Source organism: Coleofasciculus sp. E2-BRE-01, assembly GCF_040221695.1.
Classification (GTDB): Bacteria; Cyanobacteriota; Cyanobacteriia; order Cyanobacteriales; family Coleofasciculaceae; genus Coleofasciculus.
Genome location: NZ_JAVKEA010000161.1, coordinates 19,857 through 45,102, shown reverse-complemented (window position 1 = coordinate 45,102; position 25,246 = coordinate 19,857). Strand labels below are relative to the sequence as shown.

The following is a 25,246-nucleotide window of genomic DNA, read 5'->3' as shown; positions in this document are numbered from 1 at the left end:
ACCAATGTCGGATAATGTTGGGTCTTCCCTACTTAGTGTGCTAAACGGTTAGGATAATGCCACAAAACTAAAGCGCGTATAGTAAGATTATTAAAGTTCCTAAAGCCAAAGCCACACCATTTTAATAGTTTCAGTTTGTTGTTAACTTCTTCAACAACTCCATTGGTTGTTCTGCTTTCAAAGTACCCAACGACTTCAGCAAACCATCGTTTTATGGCTGATACACTTTTTTTATAGTAATTCTGAGCCTTGTTTAACCAATCAATTATTTTTAAAGTTCCCTCACCTAGGTTTGGGTAACAGTCGTCAACCCAACCTACAATCTATTCCACAATTTTAGCTGTGTCAGTCCACTAGACGGGCGGGTTTAGTTACATCTGGGTTAGGTTAGAAACGATAGTAGTAAAACCCGCCCCTACACAGGAGAGATGCCATGCCTTCTTTCGGACGTGAAGGGTCAAAACTTTCCCATCTCTCTACCCAGGACTACCAATGATTGTAGATTCCCGGTTGCCTTACGGCTTGACAAACTTGTACCTGAACTTGTAACTATTGCCCCTACCCTAATATTGATAACGCGGCGAATAAACGGGAACTTGTAACATATCGTTACAATGGACTTGGCGCGATCGCACTCAACCTGTGGAGAATAAGGATAGGCTTGACAAGTCTAGGTTGAGTCAACCCTGAACCCTGCACCGTAGGGCTAAAATTTTCATAGAAACTATTATCATTCGCTTGAGCTATGATGCCAGAATTACTCGTCGTAGAAGCTGCCAAAATCGCGTGTGGTGCGGTTATCGAAACCGGGGTGGGTAAGGCGACAGAAGGGGTAATTACTAAACTGCGAGATACCATTAAGCGCAAATTGTCAAGCAATCCCGAAGCCGATCGCGCGATCGCAGCCGCCCAACAAGGTTCTCAATCTGACTTAGCCAAGGTAACACAGTATTTACAAGCGGTGATGAAACAAGATCCGGCTTTTGCCCAAGAGGTTGAACGTTTAGCTGGACAGGTTATAAACGTCAGTAGTATAGCCGATCAGCGGACTCTGAATCAAAAGAGCGATCGCAGCAGCCGCACGGTTGAAGTGAAAGCCGAGACAACAGGCGATATTATTAGCGATACTAAAGCCGACTCCATTGGGCGAATTGGCGGGAGAGATACCCACTACCACTGACTACTGGTAGAAAATCAGCGCAGCACCCCACCCAATTTAGATGAAATCCGCCCCAGTACCGATAATTGGCAAGGGCGAAATTTAGAACGCCAAACCACTCAAGATTGGATGGCGGATGGGAAGACTCGCGTCATTGGAATTACGGGTATCGGTGGGTTAGGAAAATCGACGCTGGCGGCTAAGATTTACGACGAAGATAGTACAGAATTTGAGGATAAAGTTTGGGCAGATATTAGCCGGATTGGGTTTACCGAGTTAGCGCGGCGAGTTTTATTAAAATTTGGAGTATCTCAGGAAACTATCGAGGCGATACCCGAACAATCTCTGGGGGATGCATTAGTCAATCATCTACGTCAGGGACGGTATTTGCTGGTGATGGATAATCTAGAAACCCTGCTGCAATCTGATGGTGGGGATAACAAGAATACGTCTATTCGCGATGAATCCTATCGGCAATTTTTCTATGGCTGGTTGGAATGTGGCGGGAAAAGTGTCGTACTGGTGACAACGCGGGAACGTCTGGATTTGCCGCCGATTCGATGTCAATGGTTATCTTTACCAGGATTAGAACCTGTGGAAGGGGCGACGTTATTGCAGGCGCTGGGGATTCGGGGAACAGATGAGGAATTAGTCGAGTTTTCCCAGAAGGTAGAGGGACATCCTTTATTATTAACGCTAGTGGCTGGGTTCTTATTAGAAGAGGAAGAATTCGATCCTCAGATTCGGTATTTGCAGCGCTATGGGTTGGCGGATATCTCCCATTTATTAACGGATGAGAATTTAACCGGATTGCATCGGGGTAAAGTTGATATCTGGATGCGGCGGGTGTTGGATGAGAGTTTTGGGCGAATTAGCCAGAGAATGCAGCAATTGCTATTGGGAGTATGTGTTTATCGGATTCCCTTTAATTCAGCCATGGCGTTAGTGCAGATTCATAGTCTCTCTTTTGAACGGGATTTAAAGGTATCTCAACCTCAAAATAAGCAGAAAAGATCCTCTCTAGATTCTTCCTTAGATTCTCTAGATTCTCTTAGCCCCCCTTTTGAAGGGGGGTTGGGGGGATCTAAAAGGGGGAAACCCAATACCAAAAGCATTGAACAAGATTTGCGCCAGTTGGTGAGGCGTTCCCTATTACAGGAAGAAAGAGATAAAAATGAGGGGCGGTGGTTTAAGTTTCAGCCGTTGATTCAGGAATATGCTAAATGCCAAACGGGAGATTTAAACCAGGCGCATCAACGGGCGATCGATTATTATTGTTTAAACACTAAACAACCACCTTGGGAAAAAATAGAGGATATAACTGAATATCTGGAAATATTCTATCACTGGTGTGAACTTAAACAGTATATTACAGCCTTCGATATTCTACGCGAATGTGATGAGTTTTTAACATTGCGTGGGTATAGCAAAATGCAGGTTGAACTGCATAGGCAGTTAGTGCAAAACTGGAACTTGAGTCAGTCAGAGTGGCAATTTCCCATGTCTCTTAAGAATTTGGGCAATGCTTACGATGCCCTAGGGGAATACAAACAGGCAATAGAATGTCATCAGTTGTCTTTAGCTATTTATCAAAAAATTGATGATCGCTCTGGGATAGCTAGAGTTCTGAATAATTTGGGCAATACTTACAATTCACTAGGGGAATACCAAAGAGCAATAGAATATTATCAGCAGTCTTTAGCGATATCTATAAAAATAGCAGATCGACCGACAATTGCTAGTTCTATGATGGGTTTGGGCAGTATTTATAATTCCCTTGGTAAACACCAACGGGCAATAGACTACCATCAGCAATGTTTGGGGATATTTAAGGAAGTCAGTGATCGCTCTGGTATTGCTGGTTCCTTGCATAATTTGGGCGATGATTACAATCTCCTAGGAAAATATCAATTGGCAATAGATTACTATCAGCAATCTTTGGTGATATTCAAGGAAATCAGAAAGCGTTCAGGAATTGCCAAGTCTTTGGGAAATTTGGGTGGCGTTTACAATTCTATTGGCAAGCATCAACAGGCAATAGACTACCATCAGCAATCTTTAACAATATTGAAAGAAATTGGCGATCGCTCTGGTATTGCTAATTCTCTGGGGAATTTGGGCAATACCTATAAACTCCTAGGACAATATAAACGAGCAATAGACTATTATCAACAGTCTTTAAAAATTCGTGAAGACATCTTCGATCGCCTTGGGATTGCTAAAACTTTGCAAAATTTAGGCTATACGTATCCCATAATTGGTAGAACCCAGGAAGGATTGAATGCCTTATGTAAAGGATTTAAAATATTACAAGAACTTGAGCTTCCTATTGATGCTATGCCTTATCCCCAATGGCTCAAATCAACAATTAAATTTGCTCAACGGGGTAAACTGCATCTAGCCTTATGCTTCATCGCGGGATTAATCGTATTTCCCTTTGCCCTACTTGCATTTACTACCCTAATCCTATGGCGAATCATCCGCGCCTTCATCAAGTGTCCGCGTCAGCATCCATGAGAAACAATTGAACAGATAAACCACCTATCCTATCATTTCCGCTTACTTCTATAAACCTTTACAAATTCTCCTCAATACTGCCAATTCCTCTGCGTACCTCTGCGTATCCCTCTGCGTCCTCTGCGTTAAAAAAAAATATAATTTCGATACCGACACATCAGACATTATAAGGCACTAAAGTGCCTACTACAAACTTAACTATTATTCATTCCATTCTTGTCTGAGTGAATTCTGGAATTCTAGAGCATCCACACGCTTGGGCAAAAATCCCCGCCATTTTTTCAAACTTACCCTTGTTTTTTCTGTACCGTCACATAACCCTATTAATGGCTCAGACTCAACATCAATATCCAAGACGGATGAGGGCGTTTCCTGAGATAAGTTAATTTGTTGGCGAATCAACCTTGACAACGCTTCAATTAATTGCATTTTCTCATCAAGAGTGAGGCTGCCAGATAGACGGAGTACCTCTTTATAATTAGCCATAGGGTCTAACATCCCTTTGAACACTTATTTTAGCCAAAATAGCCATGCAGGATAGGCAAAAATTGTCAACCGGAAAATGCTGATAGTAGGGTGGGTTTCGACTTCGCAAGGGCCCACCAGCATACCAGTCAGTACCATGGGTTTGTCATCAGCGATGGGACTTGAATCGGGCGCAAGGATGGTGCCCCGACAAGGTGGTGAATCAACGAGAGTTTGTAACATCTCGTTACAATGGACTTGGCGCGATCGCACTCAACCTGCTGAAAATAATAAGGATAGAGTTAAGGGTTCCTCTAACCCTATACCCTCTACAATGATGAACGTCTGTTTCAAGGAGTATCCGCCTAATGTTGCCATACGTCCTCGCGTTGGTTATCGGTCTTGGTAGCTTTGCCTATTACATGGCAGCATTCTTTTTTCCCGAAGTCCACCGCAAAAGCGACTTCTTCTGGAGTGGTGTCGGATTTTTCTACGCCCTCGTCTTGTGGGTATGTGCAGGGCGGATTACCGGGGCGGTACTCCTGAGTCAACTCGCCAGTGTATCTCTATTGGGCTGGTTAGGCTGGCAAACCCTGATGATGCGGCGACAGTTGGCTTTACCTGAAGCCCAAACCGAAATTTCGCCCCAAGTTCAGGAAAAAATAGCTAGTTCTGGGATGTTCCAACTGGCAAAAAACCTAGTGGTTCAACCCGTCGCCCGGGTGTTCCGTAAACAGCCAGTGACGCCAACCCCAGTCGTAACTGAACCGGAACCTGTGACAGAACCCGCCGCGCCAGAGACGGAAATCGCCCCAGCCAAAACGGAAATGGGAGAACCCTTCCCTGGAACAGTTACGGAAATAACCGAGGAAGTGCAACCGCCATCGGAAGAACGCGATGTCCCCGTCGCCTCTTCCACAGAGGTAAGCGAGGAAACCCCAGCGGAAACCCTAGAGGAACCCCTAGAGGAACCCGTAATCGCGGATATCACCGAACCGACTCAAGTCAGGGAAACAGTAGAAACAACACCAACTGAACGGGTTGAGGAACCCGCAGAGGAAACAACCCCGCCAGAACCGATAGGGGAATTTGCCCCAGACGAGTCTCCAACCCAGACACCCCTAGAAGAATGGACATTAACCGAGACACCCCTAGAAGAATGGACATTAACCGAGACACCTGTAGCCGAGACACCCCTAGAAGAACAGACGTTAACTGAGACACCTGTAGCCGAAACACCCACCAAACCCGTCCAGAAACAAACCAAACAACGTCAGGGAATTAGGGGATTTTTCAATAAGTTCTTGGGCAAAGGGAAGGCAAAACCCGCTAAAACGAAGGAACCGCAGACAGTATCAGAGGATATTCCCCCCTCACCCGCACCAGAAATCCCTGAATCTAGTCCGCCAGACACCCCACTCGACGCTTCCCCAACTCCACGTCAGAGTATAGAAGAAACAGCCGCAGCCGACGAAACCCCAGCGGAAACCCAAACCGTTGACGTTACCCCAGCAGCAGAAACACCAACAACTGAACCGGAACTCACTCAGAACCCAGACATCCAACCCCCAGAAACCCCAGCGGAATCAGCAACTGAGACGACTCAACCCGCTGACTCAGAACCCCTGATGCGCCCGAATCCGCCTGAACCCGAACAGGTAGACGCCGCGAACCAATCCCCGGAACCGGAATCGGATGAGTCTCCAGACATCCCAGTCGCAGATATTGCCCCAGAATCGCCATTATCGCCTCCCGCTGAACCAATCGGTGAGGGTGACGCCAAAACCCGACAATCTCAAGATTCAGAAAATCCTCCCCAGTAAAGTTGAAAAGATGGCAAATTCTCACCCATAATGTAGGGATAGATAAAGCTGCTTATGTAAAAAGGAGTAATCGGTAACCATCCCGACTCCCTCAAACGTATAACCATTAACCCATAGGTCGAACTGTGACAGACGCTAAATCCTACAAAGACACCGTAAATCTGCCCCAAACCCAATTTAGTATGCGGGCAAACGCGGTCAAACGGGAACCGGAACTGCAAAAGTTTTGGCAAGACCAACAAATTTATCAGCGACTGTCACAGACGAATCCCGGTGATAGTTTCATCTTGCATGATGGTCCCCCCTACGCGAATGGGGCGTTACATATTGGACACGCCCTAAATAAAATTCTTAAAGATATCATCAATAAATATAAGCTGCTGCAAGGGCATAAAGTTCGCTACATTCCTGGCTGGGATTGCCATGGCTTACCCATTGAACTGAAAGTCCTGCAAGCCATGGACCCAGAAGACAGACAAGCCCTAACCCCGATAAAACTGCGGCGCAAAGCCAGAAACTTTGCCCTGAAAACAGTTGATCAGCAGCGCCAAGGGTTTCAACGGTATGGTGTATGGGGAGACTGGGATAACCCTTACCTGACCTTAACCCCGGAATACGAAGCCGCGCAAATTGGCGTATTCGGTCAGATGGTGCTAAAAGGGTATATCTATCGGGGAATGAAGCCCGTTCATTGGAGTCCCAGTTCCCAAACCGCCTTGGCAGAAGCCGAGTTAGAATATCCGGAAGGACATACCTCCCGCAGTCTTTATGCCGCGTTTCCCCTCACCAAAGCCACAGAATCTGTGGAAGCGCGACTAAAACCCTATTTAGTGGATTTGGGTGTCGCCATCTGGACAACCACTCCCTGGACAATTCCCGGTAACTTAGCCGTGGCGGTGAATCCAGAACTGACGTATGCGGTTGTGGAAGTATCAGGGAAATCAGCCAGTCAGGAGGCGGAGAAATCCGCTAAGTCAAGTAAGTCAAAGGCAAAAGGATTTGCCCCCACTCAAGACGAGGAATCCCCAGACGCAGAAGCATCAGCCGACTCAGACACGGAAGCCGAAGGGTTTAAATACTTAATCGTGGCGGCGGAATTAGTCGAACGCCTCTCTCAAACCCTGGATAAAGACCTAACCGTCAAAACCACGCTGAAAGGAGAAGAATTAGACCAGTGTACCTATCGCCATCCCCTCTTTGACCGGGAAAGTCCAATTGTGATTGGTGGCGATTATATTACCACGGAATCGGGAACCGGATTAGTCCATACCGCACCGGGTCATGGTCAAGAAGATTATATCGTCGGTCAGCGCTACAATTTACCGATTATCTCTCCCGTAGATGGAAATGGAGATTTTACCACCGAAGCTGGACCCTTTGCTGGGTTAAATGTGCTGCGGAATGCGAATCCGGCGGTAATTGACGCCCTCAAAGAGGCGGGTTCCTTCCTCAAAGAGGAAAACTACGTCCATAAATATCCCTACGATTGGCGCACCAAAGAACCAACAATTTTCCGGGCGACGGAACAATGGTTTGCGTCAGTGGATGGCTTCCGGGAAGAAGTGATGAAGGCGATTCAGTCGGTTAATTGGATTCCTTCCCAAGGCGAAAACCGGATTACCGCGATGGTGTCGGAACGTTCGGATTGGTGTATCTCCCGCCAACGGAGTTGGGGGGTGCCGATTCCGGTGTTTTATGATGAGGAGACGAATGAACCTCTGTTGACAGAAGAAACCATCGCCCACGTACAAGGGATTATCGCTGAAAAAGGGTCTGATGCGTGGTGGGAATTGCCCGTAACGGAATTATTACCCGAATCCTACCGAAATAATGGTCGCACGTATCGCAAAGGAACCGATACGATGGATGTCTGGTTTGATTCCGGTTCGTCTTGGGCGGGAGTTGTTCAAGAACGTGAGGAATTATCCTACCCTGTCGATATGTACCTGGAAGGGTCAGATCAACATCGGGGGTGGTTCCAATCCAGTATCCTCACCAGTGTGGCAACAAATGGTTGTGCGCCCTATAAATCAGTGCTAACCCACGGCTTTGTTCTGGATGAACAAGGACGTAAAATGAGTAAGTCTGTGGGGAATGTGGTAGACCCCGCGACGATTATTGAAGGCGGAAAGAATCATAAACAGGAACCGCCGTATGGTGCAGATATGCTGCGGCTGTGGGTGTCGTCTGTGGACTATTCGGTCGATGTTCCCATTGGTCAAGGGATACTGAAACAGCTTTCCGATATTTATCGCAAGATTCGCAATACGGCGCGATTTTTATTGGGAAATCTGCATGATTTTGACCCGGCTAAAAATGCGGTGGCGTATGAACAGTTACCGGAATTAGACCGCTATATGCTGCACCGGATGACGGAGGTATTTGGCGAGGTAACGGAGGCGTTTGACAGTTATCAGTTTTTCCGCTTCTTCCAAACAGTGCAGAATTTCTGTGTGGTGGATTTGTCCAACTTTTATTTAGATGTGGCGAAAGATCGTCTATATATCAGTCATCCGGATTCGATACGACGCCGCAGTTGTCAGACGGTATTAGCGATCGCACTGGAAAATTTAGCTCGATCCATTGCGCCTGTATTATGCCATACCGCAGAAGATATCTGGCAATATCTGCCTTATCCCACACCTTATAAATCGGTGTTTGAGTCGGGATGGGTGCAGTTAGATGAAACCTGGAAAAAACCAGAATTAGTCGAAAAATGGACAAGGTTACGGGCGATTCGCACCGAGGTGAATAAGGTGTTAGAACAAGCTAGGGCAGAGAAGATGATCGGTTCTTCTCTAGAAGCGAAAGTCTTGCTTCATGTCCCCGATACGCAATTACGCCAACAGTTGCGGAAATTAAACCCCAGTGGGATTCCGCGTCTGTGGTTGCAAACCCCGAAACCGGAACTGATGCTGAAGGAACCAGAAGCAGCATTAGCTTCAGAAATACTGTCCTCACAGACAGAAGCAAAAGAGTGGAATGTTAATCAAATTCTGTCCACTGTCTTGGCGACGCTACGCCAGATTTTCAGCGAAAATCAGCGCGTATGGTTAACGGTGGGGGTAGCGGTAGCGATACCGATTACCTTAAAAGTAACCGCAACAGTATTAGATTCGATCGCATATCTCCCCTTAGTAGCAGATATCTTACAATTGGTGGGGATTGGCTACAGTGGTTGGTTTGTCAATCGCTATTTACTCCGCGCCCCCAATCGGCAAGAATTAGTCCAGAAAGCGCGATCGCTAAAAACAGAGGTATTGGGTGAAGGTTCTCCCCAACCAGAACCCGAAACGGTGGAACCTGAAGCCGAACCTCCAGCGCCAGTACAACCACAACCCCAACCCAAAATTCTAGGGGAACGGTTTACGGTTCTCAGTAACGGGGTGGATGAGTTGCGCTATTTGTTCTTAGCCTCCCAAGTTGAGGTATTAGACTCCCCGGATGCGCTTGAAAATGCTGACTATCGCAGTCAGTCAGAACAGGTTTGGGTGGGGGTTGTCAAAGCTGAGGGCGAAAAGTGCGATCGCTGCTGGAACTATTCCCCGTTTGTGGGTAAAATTATCGAGCATTCCACCATTTGCGAACGGTGTCGGGCGGCGTTAGCGGGTCAATGGTAGTTTGTCATTTGTCCTTTGTCATTTGTCATTTGTCATTCGTTTAGGCATTATAGCCAGATGAATTTCGGTATCAGTCATCGACAAAAGTTCCGTTAGGGGGTGATAGTTTAGCGTTAAACGTTCCTTGAATCTCAGTTGCAGCTTCCGGTATGCACAAATAGAGTTTGCCCGGAAGGTAATCTCCCTGTCGCTGACCAATTTGCACAAATACTCGGTAATCTGGATAGTCAAGCGAAGTACTGTAATCCCATAACATGTAATGATCGACATCTGAATTATCTTGCAGATTGTTTACATACTCCGTCGCTGAAACACGGTAATCCCAGATACTTTCACGTTCTGTGCCATATCTTCCTCCGTAAGCATAAGTTGTTCCTTCCGCCTTGGAGGTGTAGTATTCTATCGGTTCTACAGGAGATGAAGATTCAACTGGGTCAAAATATGAAGATCCAACTGGGATGTCAAAACTAAATCGCACCGTGATTGCCTGCGGATCAAGATTACCGTGTTGTATGCGTAAATAAAGAAGAGAAATATCTGACTTATCTAAGGAAAATTCTCGCCCATAGACTTGACCAGATACAGGAGTGTTTGGTATTTCTTCAACCGTTGGTATTTCTGGACAATTAATCGGTTCCGGCGGAGGGATTGGCTGGGGGCGCGATTGTCCGAGAAAGGGGATGCTGTCTCTTGAACAACTCGCCATTGTTAGAGTACTTAAAATTACTACAACGTTTATTCTTGTTCGAGGTTTCATGTTGGGTTTACTTCCTCATTGTTGCAGGGACATATTCATGGGTGGAGAATTCCTGCATAAGTTAATATAGCGCGTATAAATTAATTAATTGTACAATTAGAAGAGTTAGGACACATCATTTATGTAGAGACGTTGCATGCAACGTCTCTACAATGATGCCGAAAGTCCTAATCGATGTTTTTTGGTATATGAATTAACTAGACACACTATAGATAAAATTAATCTTGAAATTCAATTCAGTCACCAACAAAAGTTCCGCCACCCAGTGAGAGTTTAGCGTTAAAAGTACCCTGAATCTCGGTTGCCATTTTCGGTACGCACAGATAGAGTTTTCCCGGAAGGTAATCTCCCTGTCGCTGACCAATCTGCAAAAATACACGATGATCTGGGTTCTCCAGTGAAGTCCCGTAAGACCACAACGTATAATGATCAACATCCGAATCTTCTTGCAGATTTTTCACGTATTCCGTAGCTAAAACACGATAATCCCAGACACTTTCGCGTTCTGTGCCGTATCTTCCTCCATAAGCGTATGTTGTCCCTTCCGCCTTGGAGGTGTTGTATTCTATTGGTTCTACAGGAGATGAAGCACCAATGAGTATGTCAAAAACAAATCGCACTGTGATTGCCTGGGGATCAAGATTTCCATGCTGTATCCGTAATTTAGGAAAAGAGATGTCTGACTTGTCTAAGGAAAACTCTCGCCCATAAACTTGACCCGATACAGGAGTATTTGGTATTTCCTCAACCGTTGGTATTTCTGGACAATTAATCGGTTCCGGCGGAGGGATTGGCTGAGGGCGAGACTGTCCGAGAAAAGGGATATGTTCTCCTGAACAACTCGCCATTGTTATAGTAGTTAACACTACGACGACGTTGATTCTTGTTTGAGGTTTCATTTTAGGTTTAATTCCTCATTTTTATTTTATTTTTGTAATGGCATATTCACTCTTGGTTTTTCATGGTACGTGAGATAGCTATGGCTACCATCATCAGCCTCAACGTGCTTACTCTCAACTTTTTGAGAGACATAAACACCGTCTGGAGTATGATTTCCATCACCTCCAGACTCAATTTCTTCTCCACCTCCATTCCCCGCAGAACTTATGTAGAGAGAAATTTTATGCGTATGGGCATAGTAGCTGTTGGTTCCGCCTAATGAAAACTCTTCAACATTTGCCTTAAAATCCTGTTCACTGCTGAAATTCGTGCCAATATTGGCATTTGCCTCTACGGGAAGCAGCTTTTTAATTGGCAACCTTCCAGAAGCACCGAGACTTCCCTCGAGTTGCCGACGATTATGAACGCCAAAGTTGAAATTCATGTTAGGTGTTTCCCAGGTTTTAGCGTTCTTTAAGGTGTAAGTTGCAGTAAACTTGTATCCTTCATGTCCTCCCCCGAAAACTCTTTGCTCTGTTTGTGGGTTGGAAACCATCAACCGAACGTGGCTACCAACGGTTTTGTCACCGAGAAATAATCTGGGCGTTCCTTGGAATTTGCCTTGGGTTGCGCCCAATGTGGCAGAGATTCTGGGATTAATGTAATAGGTTCCCTCACTGCCTAAGTTTCCGCCTCTTCCCGCCAAAGCACTGCCAAAATTTCTCTCATCAATCAATTTGACCTCCGCAGATGCCCAAACATCTTGCCCGATCGCACCCGGTTGTCGCGGCGCATTTTCGGCTTGTGCCATCACTGAAGGCATCGACTGCGCGATCGCAGTGTCTCCTGTATACTCTCTCAATAAAGGTTTAGCCGATTCTCCAGCTACTACGGCATCGGCTACCGCATCGGCGTGCTGTTCATACTTATCCCCCACCTGTCCCAAACCATCCTTCAGTTGCACCTTCCCAGATTGTTGCTGCATGACATGCGCCGCTTCATGGGCGGCTAACCCTACACTCGGAGTCTTGGCAAAGGCAATCCGATTTCCAGAGGTATAAGCCGCTGCCCCCAACTTCTGAGATGCCGCCGCCGCCTCTTTACCCGTATACGCTTGAACATGGGATAAGTCTTGACCAAAGGACTGTTGGATTTTATCCAGGTGCGGCAGTCGTCTGGGTGTCCCCCTAAATCCATCTGCGGCAATGTCTTGGGGCGATTTCTGTTGTACCGACTCCCCATCGTCTTTAAGTTGCACCCCATCTTCGGCTTCACAGTGGGCATCTTTCGACTGGATGGCTTCAGCTTGCCCCTGTCTAGGCATCGCCCTATCCATCCCTTCAAGCAGCTTTGTCTGAATCAAATCTCGGTCATAACTGGAATAAGCGCGAGTCGCCTTTCCTGAAGCAGAAGGTTGTTTGGCGTGTGACTGTACGGGAAATCGCGGTGGTGCAAACCCTTGATCAGCAGCGTCTTTGGGCGCAGGGGCGGGTGGAATAAACGAAGGTTTTTTCTGTTGAGCTTCCTGCATAAGCTGATAATTATATAACTTGCAATTAATTATAGTAAACTATATGCTGTATATAAAAATTATATCGGACAACATCTTGAATGCTATATTTCCCAGAAACAAAATTATTACCTCAAGTACGGGAGAGCCACATAGCTTCTGCTAGTCGATAAGCACTAATTCTTAATGAGGCTATAGCCGTGAGCGTTATTATCCAACGTATTATTCGTCGATTTTGAGGTAAAATCACCAAACACAAAAAGATTGATGACATAGATAAAAACACGCTGATCGCTGCAAAATCTCGAGCGATATCCAGTCTAGGGTCTATATGAAAATGAGGATCAAAAGGTGTTGAGCTTCCTGCATAAGCTGATAAACTGATGGATTCAATAGTTAACTAGTAGCGCGGGGATTCACATTCATTACTTTTATCATTCCAACGACCGCCTCTATCTAGACATTTATCTACAGCTAAAAAATGCCTTACCCAAGGCAAATGCATAAAAGCCAAGATTACAACTAGGAAAGCTGAAATTATTATAATCTTACTTTTCATGATGTTTAATATTGATCAGGCAAACCTTCTGGACGAAATGTTTCACAAATATCTTTACATGATCCATCGGTATTGTTCCTACCACCTCTACGACCATAACGATTAGCTTCCTGATCGTCATTGCTGGCTTCGGGTGGGTCACCTGTAATCCGGTCAATAAACTCTCTAGAATTACTTAAGTATGCTGCCATCGTCGCACCATGAGAACCAACCTGAGCAGCTTCACAATTAGCCTTGCAGTGGAAATAAAGATCACCGCCAATCCAATTTGCCTCACGCATATCCATATAGTTGCGCCGGAAAGCATTGATGGCCGCTACCTGTTGGCGCGATATTTCTGTTTGAGCTAAACCTGATCCTAAAAGAGGACCAGGGGGTACTGTCTGCAATTGGACAAGTGACTCCTTTTGCTTACTTTGACCTGATTGTTGCTGCATAACGTGGGCAGCTTCATGGGCTGCCAATCCGACACTCGGAGTCTTGGCAAAGGCAATCCGATTTCCAGAGGTATAAGCCGCCGCCCTCAACTTCTGAGATGCCGCCGCCGCATCTTTCCCCATATACGCTTGAACATGGGATAAGTCTTGACCAAAGGACTGTTGGATTTTATCCAGATGCGGTAATTGTCTCGGTGTCCCCCTAAATCCATCAGCGGCAATATCTTGGGGCGACTTCTGTTGTACCGACTCCCCATCGTCTTTGAGTTGCACACCATCTTCGGCTTCACAGTGGGCATCTTTGGGCTGGATGGCTTCAGCTTGCCCCTGTCTGGGTATCGCCCTATCCATCCCTTCCAGCAGCTTTGTCTGAATCAAATCTCGGTCATAACTGGAATAAGCGCGAGTCGCCTTTCCTGAAGCAGACGGTTGTTTGGCTTGTGCCTGTACGGGAAATCGCAGTGGTGTAAACCCTTGATCAGCAGCGTCTTTGGGCGCAGGAGTGGGTGGAATAAATGAAGGTTTCTTCTGTTGAGCTTCTTGCATAAGCTGATGACTATATAACTTGCAATTAATTCAACAAAACTATATCCTGTATATAAAAATTATATCGGACAAAATCGACTTCCATTTCAGGGATTCTACCCATTCTATGACTTCTACAGCAATAGATTGGTACAAAGCTAATTATCAATATTTGATGACCTCGGTTAACCGAGTCTATCGTCATCTTGAATGCTATATTTCCCAGAAACAGAATCAGACAACTGATCCAAATCCCGATTTTTCCCCACCGGAAATACCTAACTCGGCGACTCCCTTTGCCTTGGATATCCTCTGCACCCAATTCGGCTTATCTGCCTGCGATCGCGATATCCTTCTCCTATGTGTAGGCATGGAACTCGACCCGGATTTCCCCTTACTCTGTCGCCAAGCCAGTGGCGACTCCCAGATTAATTATCCCACCCTGAGTTTAGCCCTATCCGCCTTACCCCACGTCAGTTTAAGTGTCCTAGGACGACAATCCCCCTTACAATACTGGCAACTGATTGAAATCGCTCCAGGTGTAACTTTAACCCAATCGCCCCTCCGCATTGACCCGCGTATTCTCTGCTATCTTTTAGGCGAACCCAGCATCGATTCTCAACTTGATGAGCGAGTTAAACCCTTGGATCTCGGCTTAACAGGAGAATTAGCCCTTCCCCCATCCCATCAGCAAATCGCCCAGATAATTGCTTCGGCTTGGTCTGACTCTACCCCCACCTCAAACCTGCCCATTATCGAATTGTCTGGCTCAGATTTGACCACAAAACGCCGCATTGCGGCTGAAGCCACGACATTATTTGGCTGTTCTATCCGTCGTATGTCAGCAACGGTACTTCCCTCGGATTCCATCCAACTGCATCAATTACGGCGACGCTGGGAACGGGAAGCTATCTTGACCAATTGTGTATTGTTCCTCGAATGTGACTCTGTGAACATGGCAGATGCGCTGGAACTATCCCTGATTTCTCAATTTATTGCTGAAATCAATACCCCCCTAATCCTAAGTAGCCAACAGCGACTTCCCGTAACAGAGCGATCGCTAACCACCTACGATATACCCAAACTCACTCTCCAAGAACAACGTTCCCTATTTTTCACCTATCTGGCAGACAATGGAAACGAACTCAATGGCGACGTTAATCGCTTAATCGCCCAATTCAATCTCAGCCAAAGTGCGATTCATTCCGTCTGCACCCAAGCCATCCATCAGGTTAACCGCAATCGTCACACCAATTTAGGAACAACCCTGTGGAATACCAGCCGCCACCAAGCCCGTCCCCGCCTAGATGCACTCGCCCAACGTATTGAAACGCCAATGACGTGGGATGACCTGATTCTGCCCGAATCCCAACTCAAAACCCTGAAGGAAATTGTCGCCCACACCCGCCAACGCGCCAAAGTTTACCAGGATTGGGGAATGGGTGGAAAACAGAGTCGGGGACTGGGACTGACGGCGTTATTCTATGGTCAAAGTGGTACAGGTAAAACCACTGCTGCTGAAATTATTGCCAAAGAACTGCACCTCGACCTGTACCGCATCGATCTGAGTGCGGTTGTCAGTAAATATATTGGAGAAACGGAGAAAAACCTAGCTCAAATCTTTGACGCGGCTGAAGTCGGCGGCGTAGTCTTATTATTCGACGAAGCCGACTCCCTGTTTGCCAAACGGGGTCAAGTCAAAGACGCCCGCGATCGCTATGCCAACCAAGAAGTCAGTTATCTACTCCAGCGCTTAGAAAGCTATCAAGGGTTGGCGATTCTCACGACCAATTTAAGAGACTCCATTGACTCAGCCTTCGAGCGACGATTGCGCTTTGTGCTGGAATTTCCCTTCCCGGATGCAATGCAACGAGAGCAGATTTGGCGGCGCGTCTTTCCCAAGTCTACCCCCACCCGACGATTGAATTTTGAGAAGTTAGCGCGGCTGGCTGTTTCCGGAGGCAGTATCCACAATATTGCTTTGGCAGCAGCCTTTCTCGCCGCTGAGGCCTCAGAGCCAGTGGGAATGAAGCATCTATTGGCAGCCGCGCAAACTGAAGGGATTAAGATGCAGATTCAAACCGTGATTAGTGTTGGTACTCAGGATTGGTTGGAGCCATCGAAATCTAAATCTAAGTCAAAATCTAAATCCAAATATAGCGCTACGCGCTAGGCAATAGGCAACACCTCGGACTTCGGCGTGAGCGCTCAGTCGAACGCTTCGCTCGGTGTGCTATAGGCAATAGGCAATAGGGTAATGGGTTATAGAAATGTTGTCTTCCATCTTCCCCATCTCCCCTGCTTCCCCTGCTTCCCCTGCTTCCCCTGCTTCCCCTGCTTCCCCTGCTCCCCTTGCTCCCTACCCCCACCACCAGACTTATTCAGCAACCCCTAATTGTCCAACTATTAATCCCCACCCTGTAAGAGAGTGGGGAATTCCGCCGAATCGATTAATCGAATTATTTTGTCGGGTAGATGCGACTGGGGTGCCAGGATTCGAACCTGGGAATGGCGGGACCAAAACCCGCTGCCTTACCGCTTGGCTACACCCCAATGTGTGTACCTTGCTTATATTAGCAGTTGTGGCTGGGAATATGTCAAGAGATTTTTGAAAATTGCCTGATTTCTCCTGATCTCAGGGAACAGAAGGCTCAATTTACGCGGCGGACTCCCCATATATAAACAAATATTAAGATAAGCTAAGATTATTTAACTCGTCCGTCAAGGGTGAAAAAGTTAATATAATCTTTATATTACGCTTAAATACCCTACAATAAGGCATTAGCTGCATTAATCAGGGGAACGTAGCTTTTACATATCTTCAGGTTAGGAGGATTTTTGTCCAAGGGTTGAACTCAATTTGTATTCTTTTGTAAAGAAAAAATTTGATAACATGTCGAGTTGTCACCATACCGCCAGACCCAGTAAGAGCAACGCTCTACTGGCGATTTATATCTAGGGGGGACTATAGCTGAAGATAACTCGTCATAGAACCTGGCACAACTTTAACCTACCGATTAACGCTGGAGATTCACTAATGAGATTAATTCGCGAAATTGTTCAAGAAGCGGAAAAGACTGGCTATCTGACCCTACAAGCTGAAGACCAATTGCGTCAGCTTTTAGCGAACAAGTACGACTGGGAAGACTTTACAGCGTTCATCCAATTGCAGCAAGCGGTGATGGAAGAACGGGTGAAGCAAGAGTCTCGTGAGCTACTCTACACGCTATCCTCTTGCTCCACTCCTACCCCTTGCCATCAAGCGGGGTAGATTCGCAAGCGGCGATTGGGTTCATCGCCAAAACTATCGGACTTGAGGCGATAATGTTCCACCAGTTCGTGCTGCATCTTTCGCACTTTTGGCGATCGCGGCAGTAACTCGACGGGCTGTCCATTAGGAATCACGATTTGCTCGACGGCTAACCGTGCTTCTTCTAGCGCCTCAATCTCATCATCACTGCCACTTTGGGTAAACAAGCGCAAATCCGCTGCATCGGGAACTCCAGGATCATCCATATCCAACATCCGCCGCAGGGCGCGACTCACTTGGGGAACGGTGCTGGCTTTAACGGCGTGGATGGGAATTTGCCGGGAGCGGGCAATTGAGCGCAGTTTTGAGTGACTTTTAACATGCGATCGCAAGCCTAAAATGGCATCGGCGCTATCCATGTCCTTGGTTAAGACAACGGGTAAATTTAGCACCCGAATCACCTGCTCAATTTGATGGCGACTCACCCCATACGGATAGACATGGAGTGGCAAATCTTCACCATTGGGTCCAATCGTGTCTATAACCTCGCCAACGGAATTGGGTTGTTGCCAAGAATCATGAAGCAGCTGATCAAAATAACTGGTTTGAGCCGCAGCCGATGATGAGGAACGCGATAGTGGCTGCATCTGTCCCGACGAACGCCAGCCACTTGGTTGTGCCACTAAACCGGACTGGGTACGGCGCTCCAGGGGAGCGGGTGCATCGGGGAATTCACGGGTAATAATTACCTTATTCTGCTCATCCACCGTCCGCACTTGGGGATTCGGTTTGCGTCCCCGCAGTAGCGCATCCACGGTATCCGCCACACTCTCATGCACTACCCAGCGCTGACGCTCCAGCATTTCCACGGCAATCTCAAACGTGGGCGGGGCTTTGCGTTCCAATACCGTCTTTTGAGAACCTCGGCGTCTGGCTTCATCATCACCCAAAGTTACGGCTTGAATCCCACCGACTAAATCGGAGAGTGTAGGATTTTTAATCAGATTCTCAATTTGGTTTCCATGGGCTGTTCCCACTAACTGTACCCCTCGTTCTGCGATCGTGCGAGCAGCGAGGGCTTCGAGTTCGGTGCCAATTTCATCAATGACAATCACTTCGGGCATGTGATTTTCTACCGCTTCAATCATCACCTGATGTTGAAGTTCTGGACGCGACACTTGCATCCGCCGAGCTCGACCAATGGCAGGATGGGGAATATCGCCATCGCCAGCAATTTCATTGGAGGTATCAATAATTACCACCCGTTTTTGTAGATCATCTGCCAGCACCCGGGCAATTTCGCGTAACGCCGTCGTTTTGCCCACACCTGGACGCCCCAACATCAAAATTGATTGACCCCGTTCGACGAGATCATGAATCAGACCAATAGTGCCAAACACCGCTCGTCCGACGCGACAGGTTAACCCGATAATGTCGCCGGGGCGATTGCGAATCGCGCTAATCCGGTGTAAGGTTTTCTCCAGTCCGGCTCGATTATCCCCACTGAAATGCCCAACCCGCTCAACACAATAGTTTAATTGTTCAGCGGTGACAGGGGTTTCGGACAGATATTCGGCACCAGAGGGGAAACGCACCTCAGGAAATCGACCCAAATCCATCACCACTTCAATTAAATTGTCGCGATGGGGGTGTTGCTCCAGGATTTGGCGAATATCCTCTGGCAAAATAGCGAGTAATTTTTGGAGATCCTCAGTAATCTGCATCCCAGCTAAATTGGTGGTGTTAGATAAGGCTTGATTGGATAACGATTGGGGATGGGATGGGTTCATCCCGTTGGCATTCACCATAGGCTTGTCATTCGTCGTTCGTCGTTTGTCATACTCGCTCCCTTGAGAAGCAAGCTACGTCCTTTGTCATTCGTCCTTTGTCCTTTGTTTATGTAAGGGTTTGAGGACTATTGACAGAACCTACTGAGTTCGGGTTGAACAGGCTTAGGCACAGACTTCAGTTGAGACACCAAGGAATGGGCTAGAGCCACGGCTTTTGCCAGCCGATGCGGATCATTTTCCAGGTTTGCCCTTGATGATAATGGAAATGCTTGGAAATTGATATTATGATTTGCTTCATGGTATTGATCGAGTTGGTCTAAAATTGGAGCCAGTAATACCCGGGCATAGCTTCCGTAAGCCACACCCGCGACAAAGGGCTGGATGGGGTTAGCGGTAGCGTCTTCTGGGGTTCCAGGGTTGAGGAGTCCTGCTGCTTTGAGTTTACTGACGGTATGGTGATTGGTTCCACCCGCCAGTTGCACGTATCCAGGTAAGTTGGCGGATAACACCTTTTGTGCCAGTTTCACGGCTTTGCGCGTGGTTCCTGTACCAATATCACCGCTCATGGGTTTGCCATCGGTTTGCCAGAGGAGGGGACAAGGTAAGGGCGTGATCAGATGGTAAAGTTCCCAGAGATAATCAATCATGCCTTCACCATCTGGACAACTGATAGCTAGCAACTTCAGGGTATGCATCCAGGGAGCGATCGCGCCCCAGAGTCGTTTAAAATCAGTAAAATGCCCGACTTGGGTGTGAATTTCCAAAGCATCAACGCCCGTTGAAAGAATCAGTTCCGCTAACGTTGTGGGGGTGGATACATAGGAGCGAGTATAGATCAGTTGACTGGGGCAAACGGGTAAGCAACGTCCGCAGCCATAACAGCGTTGATCAATAACACCGGAGAATCCCTTGGGCGAGTGAGGATAGGTGAGGGGTTGGTCAGGTTTCCCCTGTTTTAGGGACTCCGGCGGAGTTGACGGTGGCTCAAAGACAATAGCTTGAACCGGACAAATCGTTTGGCAAGGACGGGGACAGTCGGGAGGACAAGCATTGGGATTAAATTCAGCTTTGCGAAAATGGGGATCTTCCCCATCATTTAAACTGACCATTAACCAGGGTTGGTTACTGTATCCCATGCCTTGTGCTTGACCGGACTCCACCAGACTTGTCGCCACCCCTAAGGCTGTCTTTGCCGCCGCAATTACGGCAGGGTCAGCTGCCACATCAATACAATCAGCCCCAGCTAGAGTATACGCCAAGGTGAGGTTACGAACGGCAGGGAGGTGCTGAAAACTAGCGCCACAGATGAGCTTGAACCAGCGACCTTCCCTTAGGGATTGTAAGGGAGTGTACAGTTTAGTCACCCTTATATGCTAATTCCTTGTGCCAAAAATGGGGAGATTTATTTCTCAAGAAACCTGGGGGATAATCAGCCCTAGGGTTTAGGGTTAAGGTGGGGATGCTACCCCTGCGATCGCGACTCAGATGCATCAATTTCGCCATATCTAGGCAGTTTAGTCAGGTTCACCCCTAAATCTGGGGGGTAAATCCAGAGGGTGCTGTTTTTCATCCCCAATTATGAATGGACATGGATTTCATGTTTAATTTTTGTAACATTCATGAATCCTGTTGACCCTGCCGACAGTAGGGGTTGGGTAACCAAACCCTTTGAAGGATTCCCCATTCCCACAAAAAGACCCCGCTCTGTTCATTTGGCGGAGTCAACCTTAACTCTCTACTACACTAAAAAGATTACTGCAATCCCAGGGCTAGATCTATAAAGTTTCGGTAAAGTTCCGGGAGAAAAGGTTAAAGATTCTGTAAAGCTACTCTCGGTTCATCGCCATACTCTTCAGTCAGTTAAGGAGAGTAGAGATTCCGTTTAATAGGGAGCATCCCAATTTGGCACGTTGGCTCTTTGAAGGGGGCTGAAACCCTTGCAATTGCTTTACTGCAGGTAATGCTTTGTCCAAAACGGGATGCTCCCGTTTAATATAGCTGCTTGCCCGCGTGAAATAATGGGGAATCAGAGAAAACCCATCCAAACGTTGGCAAGGGTGTTTACCAAATGACTTTATTACCATTTTCCTTTATCCCCCACGGGCATTGCTACTTGTGGCAGACTAATCTCGTGTCCCTTCATGTTGCGTCTGACTCATTAATAGCCCTGGCGTACTATTCCATTCCCGGTACTCTGCTGTATTTTGTGAATAAGCGACGGGATATCCCCTTTCCCAAAGTCTTCTTCCTCTTTGGCGCCTTCATTATTGCCTGTGGCATGACCCATGTTATGGGAGTATGGACACTTTGGTATCCCCATTATTGGCTATCGGGTGGAATTAAAGCTATAACCGCCTTAATTTCCTGTTATACAGCATTAGCCCTGATTCCCCTAATTCCCCAAGCGTTAGCCTTACCGAGTCCCGCTCAACTCGAAGCCGCTAACCAAGCCTTAGAAACGCAAATTCGCGATCGCCAACAAGCTGAAGCCGAGGTGCGATCGCTCAATACACAACTTGAACAGCGTGTCAATGAGCGAACCCAAGAACTCCAACAGGTGAATCACCAATTAGCCGCTCAAATCCAGGAACGCATTCACGCTGAAGACGCGCTACGCCAAGCCGAAGAAAAATATCGTAGCATTTTTGAGAATGCCGTAGGTGGCATCTTCCAAACCACACCCGATGGACGGTATCTGAGTGCCAATCCCGCCTTGGCGCGAATTTATGGCTATGCTTCATCCGATGAGTTAATTGATCACATTACCGATGTTGAACATCAACTGTATGTGAATCCCAGCCAGCGCCACGAATGTATCCGCTTAGTCCACGAACAGGGTGCAGTCTCTGGGTTTGAATGTCAAGTGTATCGTCGAGATGGCAGTATCATCTGGATTTGTGAGAACTGTCGTGCTGTGCGTGATCATCAGGGAGCGCTCTTATATTATGAAGGTTCCGTCGAAGATATTACGGCTCGCACCCAGGCGCAGAAGCAGTTACAAGCCAGTGAACAAAAGCTGCGTCAGGTGATAGATTTAGTCCCCCATTTTATTTTCGCCAAGAATCGGGAGGGTGAATTTATTCTCGTCAATCAGGCGCTAGCCGACGCCTATGACACCTCTGTCGAACACCTGCTGGGACGAAACGAGGTAGATGTGGCGCCTATCCCCGAACAAGTGCATCGCTTCCGCGCCGACGACGTAGCCGTGATTGATCAACGAGAGCGAAAATATATTCCCGAAGAAATTTTAACAGATGCTCAGGGCAAGATTCGCATTTTACAAACAACGAAAATGCCCTTCTATCTCAATGACTCAGACACCCCCGCTGTTCTGGGTATCTCTATTGAGATTACCCAACGCAAACAAGTTGAACAAGAACTGCGTGAAAGTGAAGCCGCGATTCGGGCATTATATAATTTCACATCCTCCGTCGAACTGGATTTTGACCAATGCTTGCAAAACCTGTTGGCAATGGGACGCGAGCAGTTTAACCTAGAGATTGGCATCCTATCTCACGTCACCGACAATCAGTATCACGCGATCGCGACTCAGTTACCCAATCACCTTAATCCCAAGGGAGTTCACCTGGATTTAAGCCAAACCTATTGTCACGCCACGCTGCAAGCCAATCAACCTCTGTCTATTCCCGCCGCCAGCCATAGTGAGTGGTGTGATCATCCCTGTTATCAAACCTTTAAACTAGAAGCCTATCTGGGTGTCCCGGTTGTTGTCGCAGGTCAACCCTATGGTACCCTGAGTTTTTCTAGTTTCACCCCCCACCACAAACCCTTTAAAGCACTCGATATCGAACTATTACGATTAATGGCACAATGGATTGGTGGGGAAATCGAACGCCAACAAGCCGCCAAAGAACTCGCCGATGCTCACGACGCCGCCCTAGCTGCAACTCAGGCAAAAAGTGAGTTTCTGGCAACCATGAGCCATGAGATTCGCACACCGATGAATGGGGTGATTGGCATGACGGGATTGCTCCTGGATACGGAACTGGATGCAGAACAGCAGGAATTTGTGCAAACGATTCGCAATAGTGGCGATACTTTACTCACCATTATTAATGATATTCTCGACTTTTCCAAGATTGAATCTGGCAAACTAGACCTAGAAGAAATTCCCTTCGATTTGCGAACCTGTATCGAAGAATCCCTGGACTTGCTATCCACCAAAGCCTCTGCCAAAAACTTGGAACTCGCTTACCAATTCTCGCCTCAAACCCCCAGAACCGTTATCGGCGATGTTACCCGTGTGCGCCAAATTCTGGTGAATTTACTCGGTAATGCGGTTAAATTTACCCAGGCGGGGGAAGTGGTGGTTTCGGTAACAGCGCATCGGTTAGCCGCAGCGGAGATGGAGTCGGATTCGGTTGCTGTTTCATCTGCCACTCCCCCCCGTTATCGGTTACAATTTGCGGTGAAGGATACGGGCATTGGTATTCCCCAGGATCGATTAAACCGTTTATTTAAACCCTTCAGCCAAGTAGATTCCTCCACCAGCCGCAAATACGGCGGCACCGGGCTGGGACTGGCTATCTGCAAACAACTGAGTCAAATTATGGGCGGTACGATGTGGGTAGAAAGTGAGGTTGGTGTGGGTTCAACCTTTTATTTTACGGTGATGGTGAATGGGGTGGCTGAGGCGGAATCGGAAACGGAACGGGCTGAGTCGTCTTTAGTCGGGAAACGATTGCTGATTGTGGGTGAGACTAGCACCAACCGTGACATTTTGCTCCAGCGCAGTCAGGTATGGCAAATGCAACCCCAAACAGCGGCGTCGAGAACCCAAGTGATGGAATGGTTGCGTGGGTATGAACCCTTTGATCTGGCGATTCTGGATGGGCAAATGTCCTCAACGGATGGATTGAATCTGGCTGTAGCGATTCATCAGCAACCCGGGTATCAGGATTTACCTTTAATTCTGTTAACCTCTATTGGCATGACTGATCTGAGTCAACCCAGTGTCAAGGAGCATTTTAACGCGATTCTGACCAAACCGATTAAACAGTCTCAACTGTATGATGTCATGAATCAGGTTTTGGTGGGCAAGCCGATTCCTGTGAAACCCTCCTCCATTTCTTCCCAGATTGATCCGCAAATGGCGCAGCGTCTACCCTTGCGAATTCTGGTGGCTGAGGATAACGCGGTGAACCAACAAGTGGTATTGCAGCTACTCCACCGCATGGGGTATCGAGCCGATGTGGCGGGGAATGGGTTAGAAGTGATTGAAGCCTTACACCGTCAGCCCTATGATGTGGTATTAATGGACGTACAAATGCCAGAAATGGATGGATTAGCAGCCACCCGTTGCCTAGTCCGGGAATGGTCAGCTACAGAACGTCCACGAATTATTGCCATGACTGCCAATGCTATGCAAGGCGATCGCGAAACTTGTTTAGCTGCTGGTATGGATGATTACATCAGTAAACCGATTCGGGTACAAGAATTAGTTCGAGCGTTGAGCCAAATGTCCACGGCTGCAGTGTCAAGTTCTAAGTAGGGCTGGCTGCACAACTCCAAATTTGTCATTTGTCATTTGTCATTTGTCATTTGTCATACTCGCTTCCTTTGAGCAGCAAGCTACATCATTCGTCAAGCCAAAATGTTTATTATAGATAAAGTATTCCATGTTAGAGGATAAAGAGTTCTGACAAGTTGTGCTACTAAATAGACAGAAACGGGTGATTTACCATTAGATTTTAATCTTTCGCCATTTCCTACAGAAAACGGAATTCAATCATATCCCTGATTTCCTTTGTTTCGACAGCAGCTTGGACTTGGTGTCCCCCAATCAAGGGCGTCAGGGCGCATCGCTATGCGCCCCTACACAGCCAAACAACATGGAGCATTCATTCCCGATGATAAGGGAATCAATCGGCGGGATTATTAAAGGACTAAGTACCTGGACATAAATTATTTTCGCTGTACTAAGAAATGATTTGG

At 47.2% G+C, this 25,246-nt stretch carries 14 protein-coding genes, 1 tRNA gene and 1 pseudogene; 7 read left to right on the top strand and 9 right to left on the bottom strand.

Annotated features, from left to right (window positions below):
• Positions 1 to 32 precede the first annotated feature (32 nt).
• Positions 33 to 287, bottom strand: a pseudogene (locus RIG66_RS20125) (transposase); the annotation flags it as partial.
• Between the two features lie 458 nt (positions 288 to 745).
• Here RIG66_RS20125 and RIG66_RS20120 point away from each other — a divergent pair.
• Positions 746 to 1,180: a hypothetical protein gene (locus RIG66_RS20120; RefSeq protein ID WP_446380523.1), complete on the top strand. Its 435-nt coding sequence runs from the start codon at positions 746 to 748 to the stop codon at positions 1,178 to 1,180.
• A 108-nt stretch (positions 1,181 to 1,288) separates the two neighbouring features.
• A complete protein-coding gene (locus RIG66_RS20115; RefSeq protein WP_446380522.1) occupies positions 1,289 to 3,676 on the top strand; it encodes a tetratricopeptide repeat protein in 2,388 nt (795 codons plus the stop codon).
• A 201-nt stretch (positions 3,677 to 3,877) separates the two neighbouring features.
• Here RIG66_RS20115 and RIG66_RS20110 read toward each other — a convergent pair whose 3' ends face one another.
• Positions 3,878 to 4,162, bottom strand: a complete 285-nt coding sequence (locus RIG66_RS20110) for a hypothetical protein (protein ID WP_446380521.1) — start codon at positions 4,160 to 4,162, stop codon at positions 3,878 to 3,880.
• A 347-nt stretch (positions 4,163 to 4,509) separates the two neighbouring features.
• Here RIG66_RS20110 and RIG66_RS20105 point away from each other — a divergent pair, with 347 nt between their 5' ends.
• Positions 4,510 to 5,964 carry a Ycf66 family protein gene (locus tag RIG66_RS20105; protein ID WP_446380520.1) on the top strand — a complete coding sequence of 485 codons (1,455 nt, stop codon included), beginning with the start codon at positions 4,510 to 4,512 and terminating at the stop codon, positions 5,962 to 5,964.
• A gap of 125 nt (positions 5,965 to 6,089) precedes the next feature.
• Positions 6,090 to 9,584 carry an isoleucine--tRNA ligase gene (gene ileS / locus RIG66_RS20100; RefSeq protein ID WP_446380519.1) on the top strand — a complete coding sequence of 1,165 codons (3,495 nt, stop codon included), beginning with the start codon at positions 6,090 to 6,092 and terminating at the stop codon, positions 9,582 to 9,584.
• Positions 9,585 to 9,654: 70 nt separating this feature from the next.
• Here the strand turns inward: ileS and RIG66_RS20095 are convergent, their stop codons facing one another.
• The 4 genes from RIG66_RS20095 to RIG66_RS20080 all read right to left on the bottom strand — a co-directional run bounded on the left by RIG66_RS20095 (position 9,655) and on the right by RIG66_RS20080 (position 14,272).
• Positions 9,655 to 10,341, bottom strand: coding sequence for a hypothetical protein (locus RIG66_RS20095; protein ID WP_446380518.1), 687 nt, complete (start codon positions 10,339 to 10,341; stop codon positions 9,655 to 9,657).
• Between the two features lie 236 nt (positions 10,342 to 10,577).
• Entirely contained in the window at positions 10,578 to 11,240 is a 663-nt protein-coding gene (locus tag RIG66_RS20090; RefSeq protein ID WP_446380517.1) for a hypothetical protein, read from the bottom strand.
• Positions 11,241 to 11,266: 26 nt separating this feature from the next.
• Entirely contained in the window at positions 11,267 to 12,751 is a 1,485-nt protein-coding gene (locus RIG66_RS20085; RefSeq protein ID WP_446380516.1) for an eCIS core domain-containing protein, read from the bottom strand.
• 543 nt (positions 12,752 to 13,294) lie between these two features.
• The gene (locus RIG66_RS20080; protein ID WP_446380515.1) at positions 13,295 to 14,272 is read right to left on the bottom strand and encodes an eCIS core domain-containing protein; all 978 of its coding nucleotides are present in this window, start codon (positions 14,270 to 14,272) and stop codon (positions 13,295 to 13,297) included.
• Positions 14,273 to 14,378: 106 nt separating this feature from the next.
• On the opposite strand from RIG66_RS20080, the gene RIG66_RS20075 reads away from it, so the two are divergent.
• Positions 14,379 to 16,424, top strand: a complete 2,046-nt coding sequence (locus RIG66_RS20075) for an ATP-binding protein (RefSeq protein ID WP_446380514.1) — start codon at positions 14,379 to 14,381, stop codon at positions 16,422 to 16,424.
• Positions 16,425 to 16,732: 308 nt separating this feature from the next.
• Here RIG66_RS20075 and RIG66_RS20070 read toward each other — a convergent pair.
• Positions 16,733 to 16,804: transfer RNA gene (locus RIG66_RS20070), tRNA-Gln, on the bottom strand.
• Between the two features lie 484 nt (positions 16,805 to 17,288).
• On the opposite strand from RIG66_RS20070, the gene RIG66_RS20065 reads away from it, so the two are divergent.
• A complete protein-coding gene (locus RIG66_RS20065) occupies positions 17,289 to 17,522 on the top strand; it encodes a hypothetical protein (protein ID WP_446380513.1) in 234 nt (77 codons plus the stop codon).
• Here the strand turns inward: RIG66_RS20065 and RIG66_RS20060 are convergent.
• Together RIG66_RS20060 and ldpA are read right to left on the bottom strand one after the other, a co-directional pair.
• A complete protein-coding gene (locus tag RIG66_RS20060; RefSeq protein WP_446349997.1) occupies positions 17,510 to 19,225 on the bottom strand; it encodes a R3H domain-containing nucleic acid-binding protein in 1,716 nt (571 codons plus the stop codon). The genes RIG66_RS20065 and RIG66_RS20060 overlap by 13 nt on opposite strands.
• A gap of 191 nt (positions 19,226 to 19,416) precedes the next feature.
• On the bottom strand, positions 19,417 to 20,655 hold the full coding sequence (gene ldpA, locus RIG66_RS20055) for a circadian clock protein LdpA (protein ID WP_446380512.1): 1,239 nt from the start codon (positions 20,653 to 20,655) through the stop codon (positions 19,417 to 19,419).
• 704 nt (positions 20,656 to 21,359) lie between these two features.
• Here ldpA and RIG66_RS20050 point away from each other — a divergent pair.
• Positions 21,360 to 24,803 (top strand): response regulator, encoded by a 3,444-nt coding sequence (locus RIG66_RS20050; RefSeq protein ID WP_446380511.1) that lies wholly within the window; start codon positions 21,360 to 21,362, stop codon positions 24,801 to 24,803.
• Positions 24,804 to 25,246 lie beyond the last annotated feature (443 nt).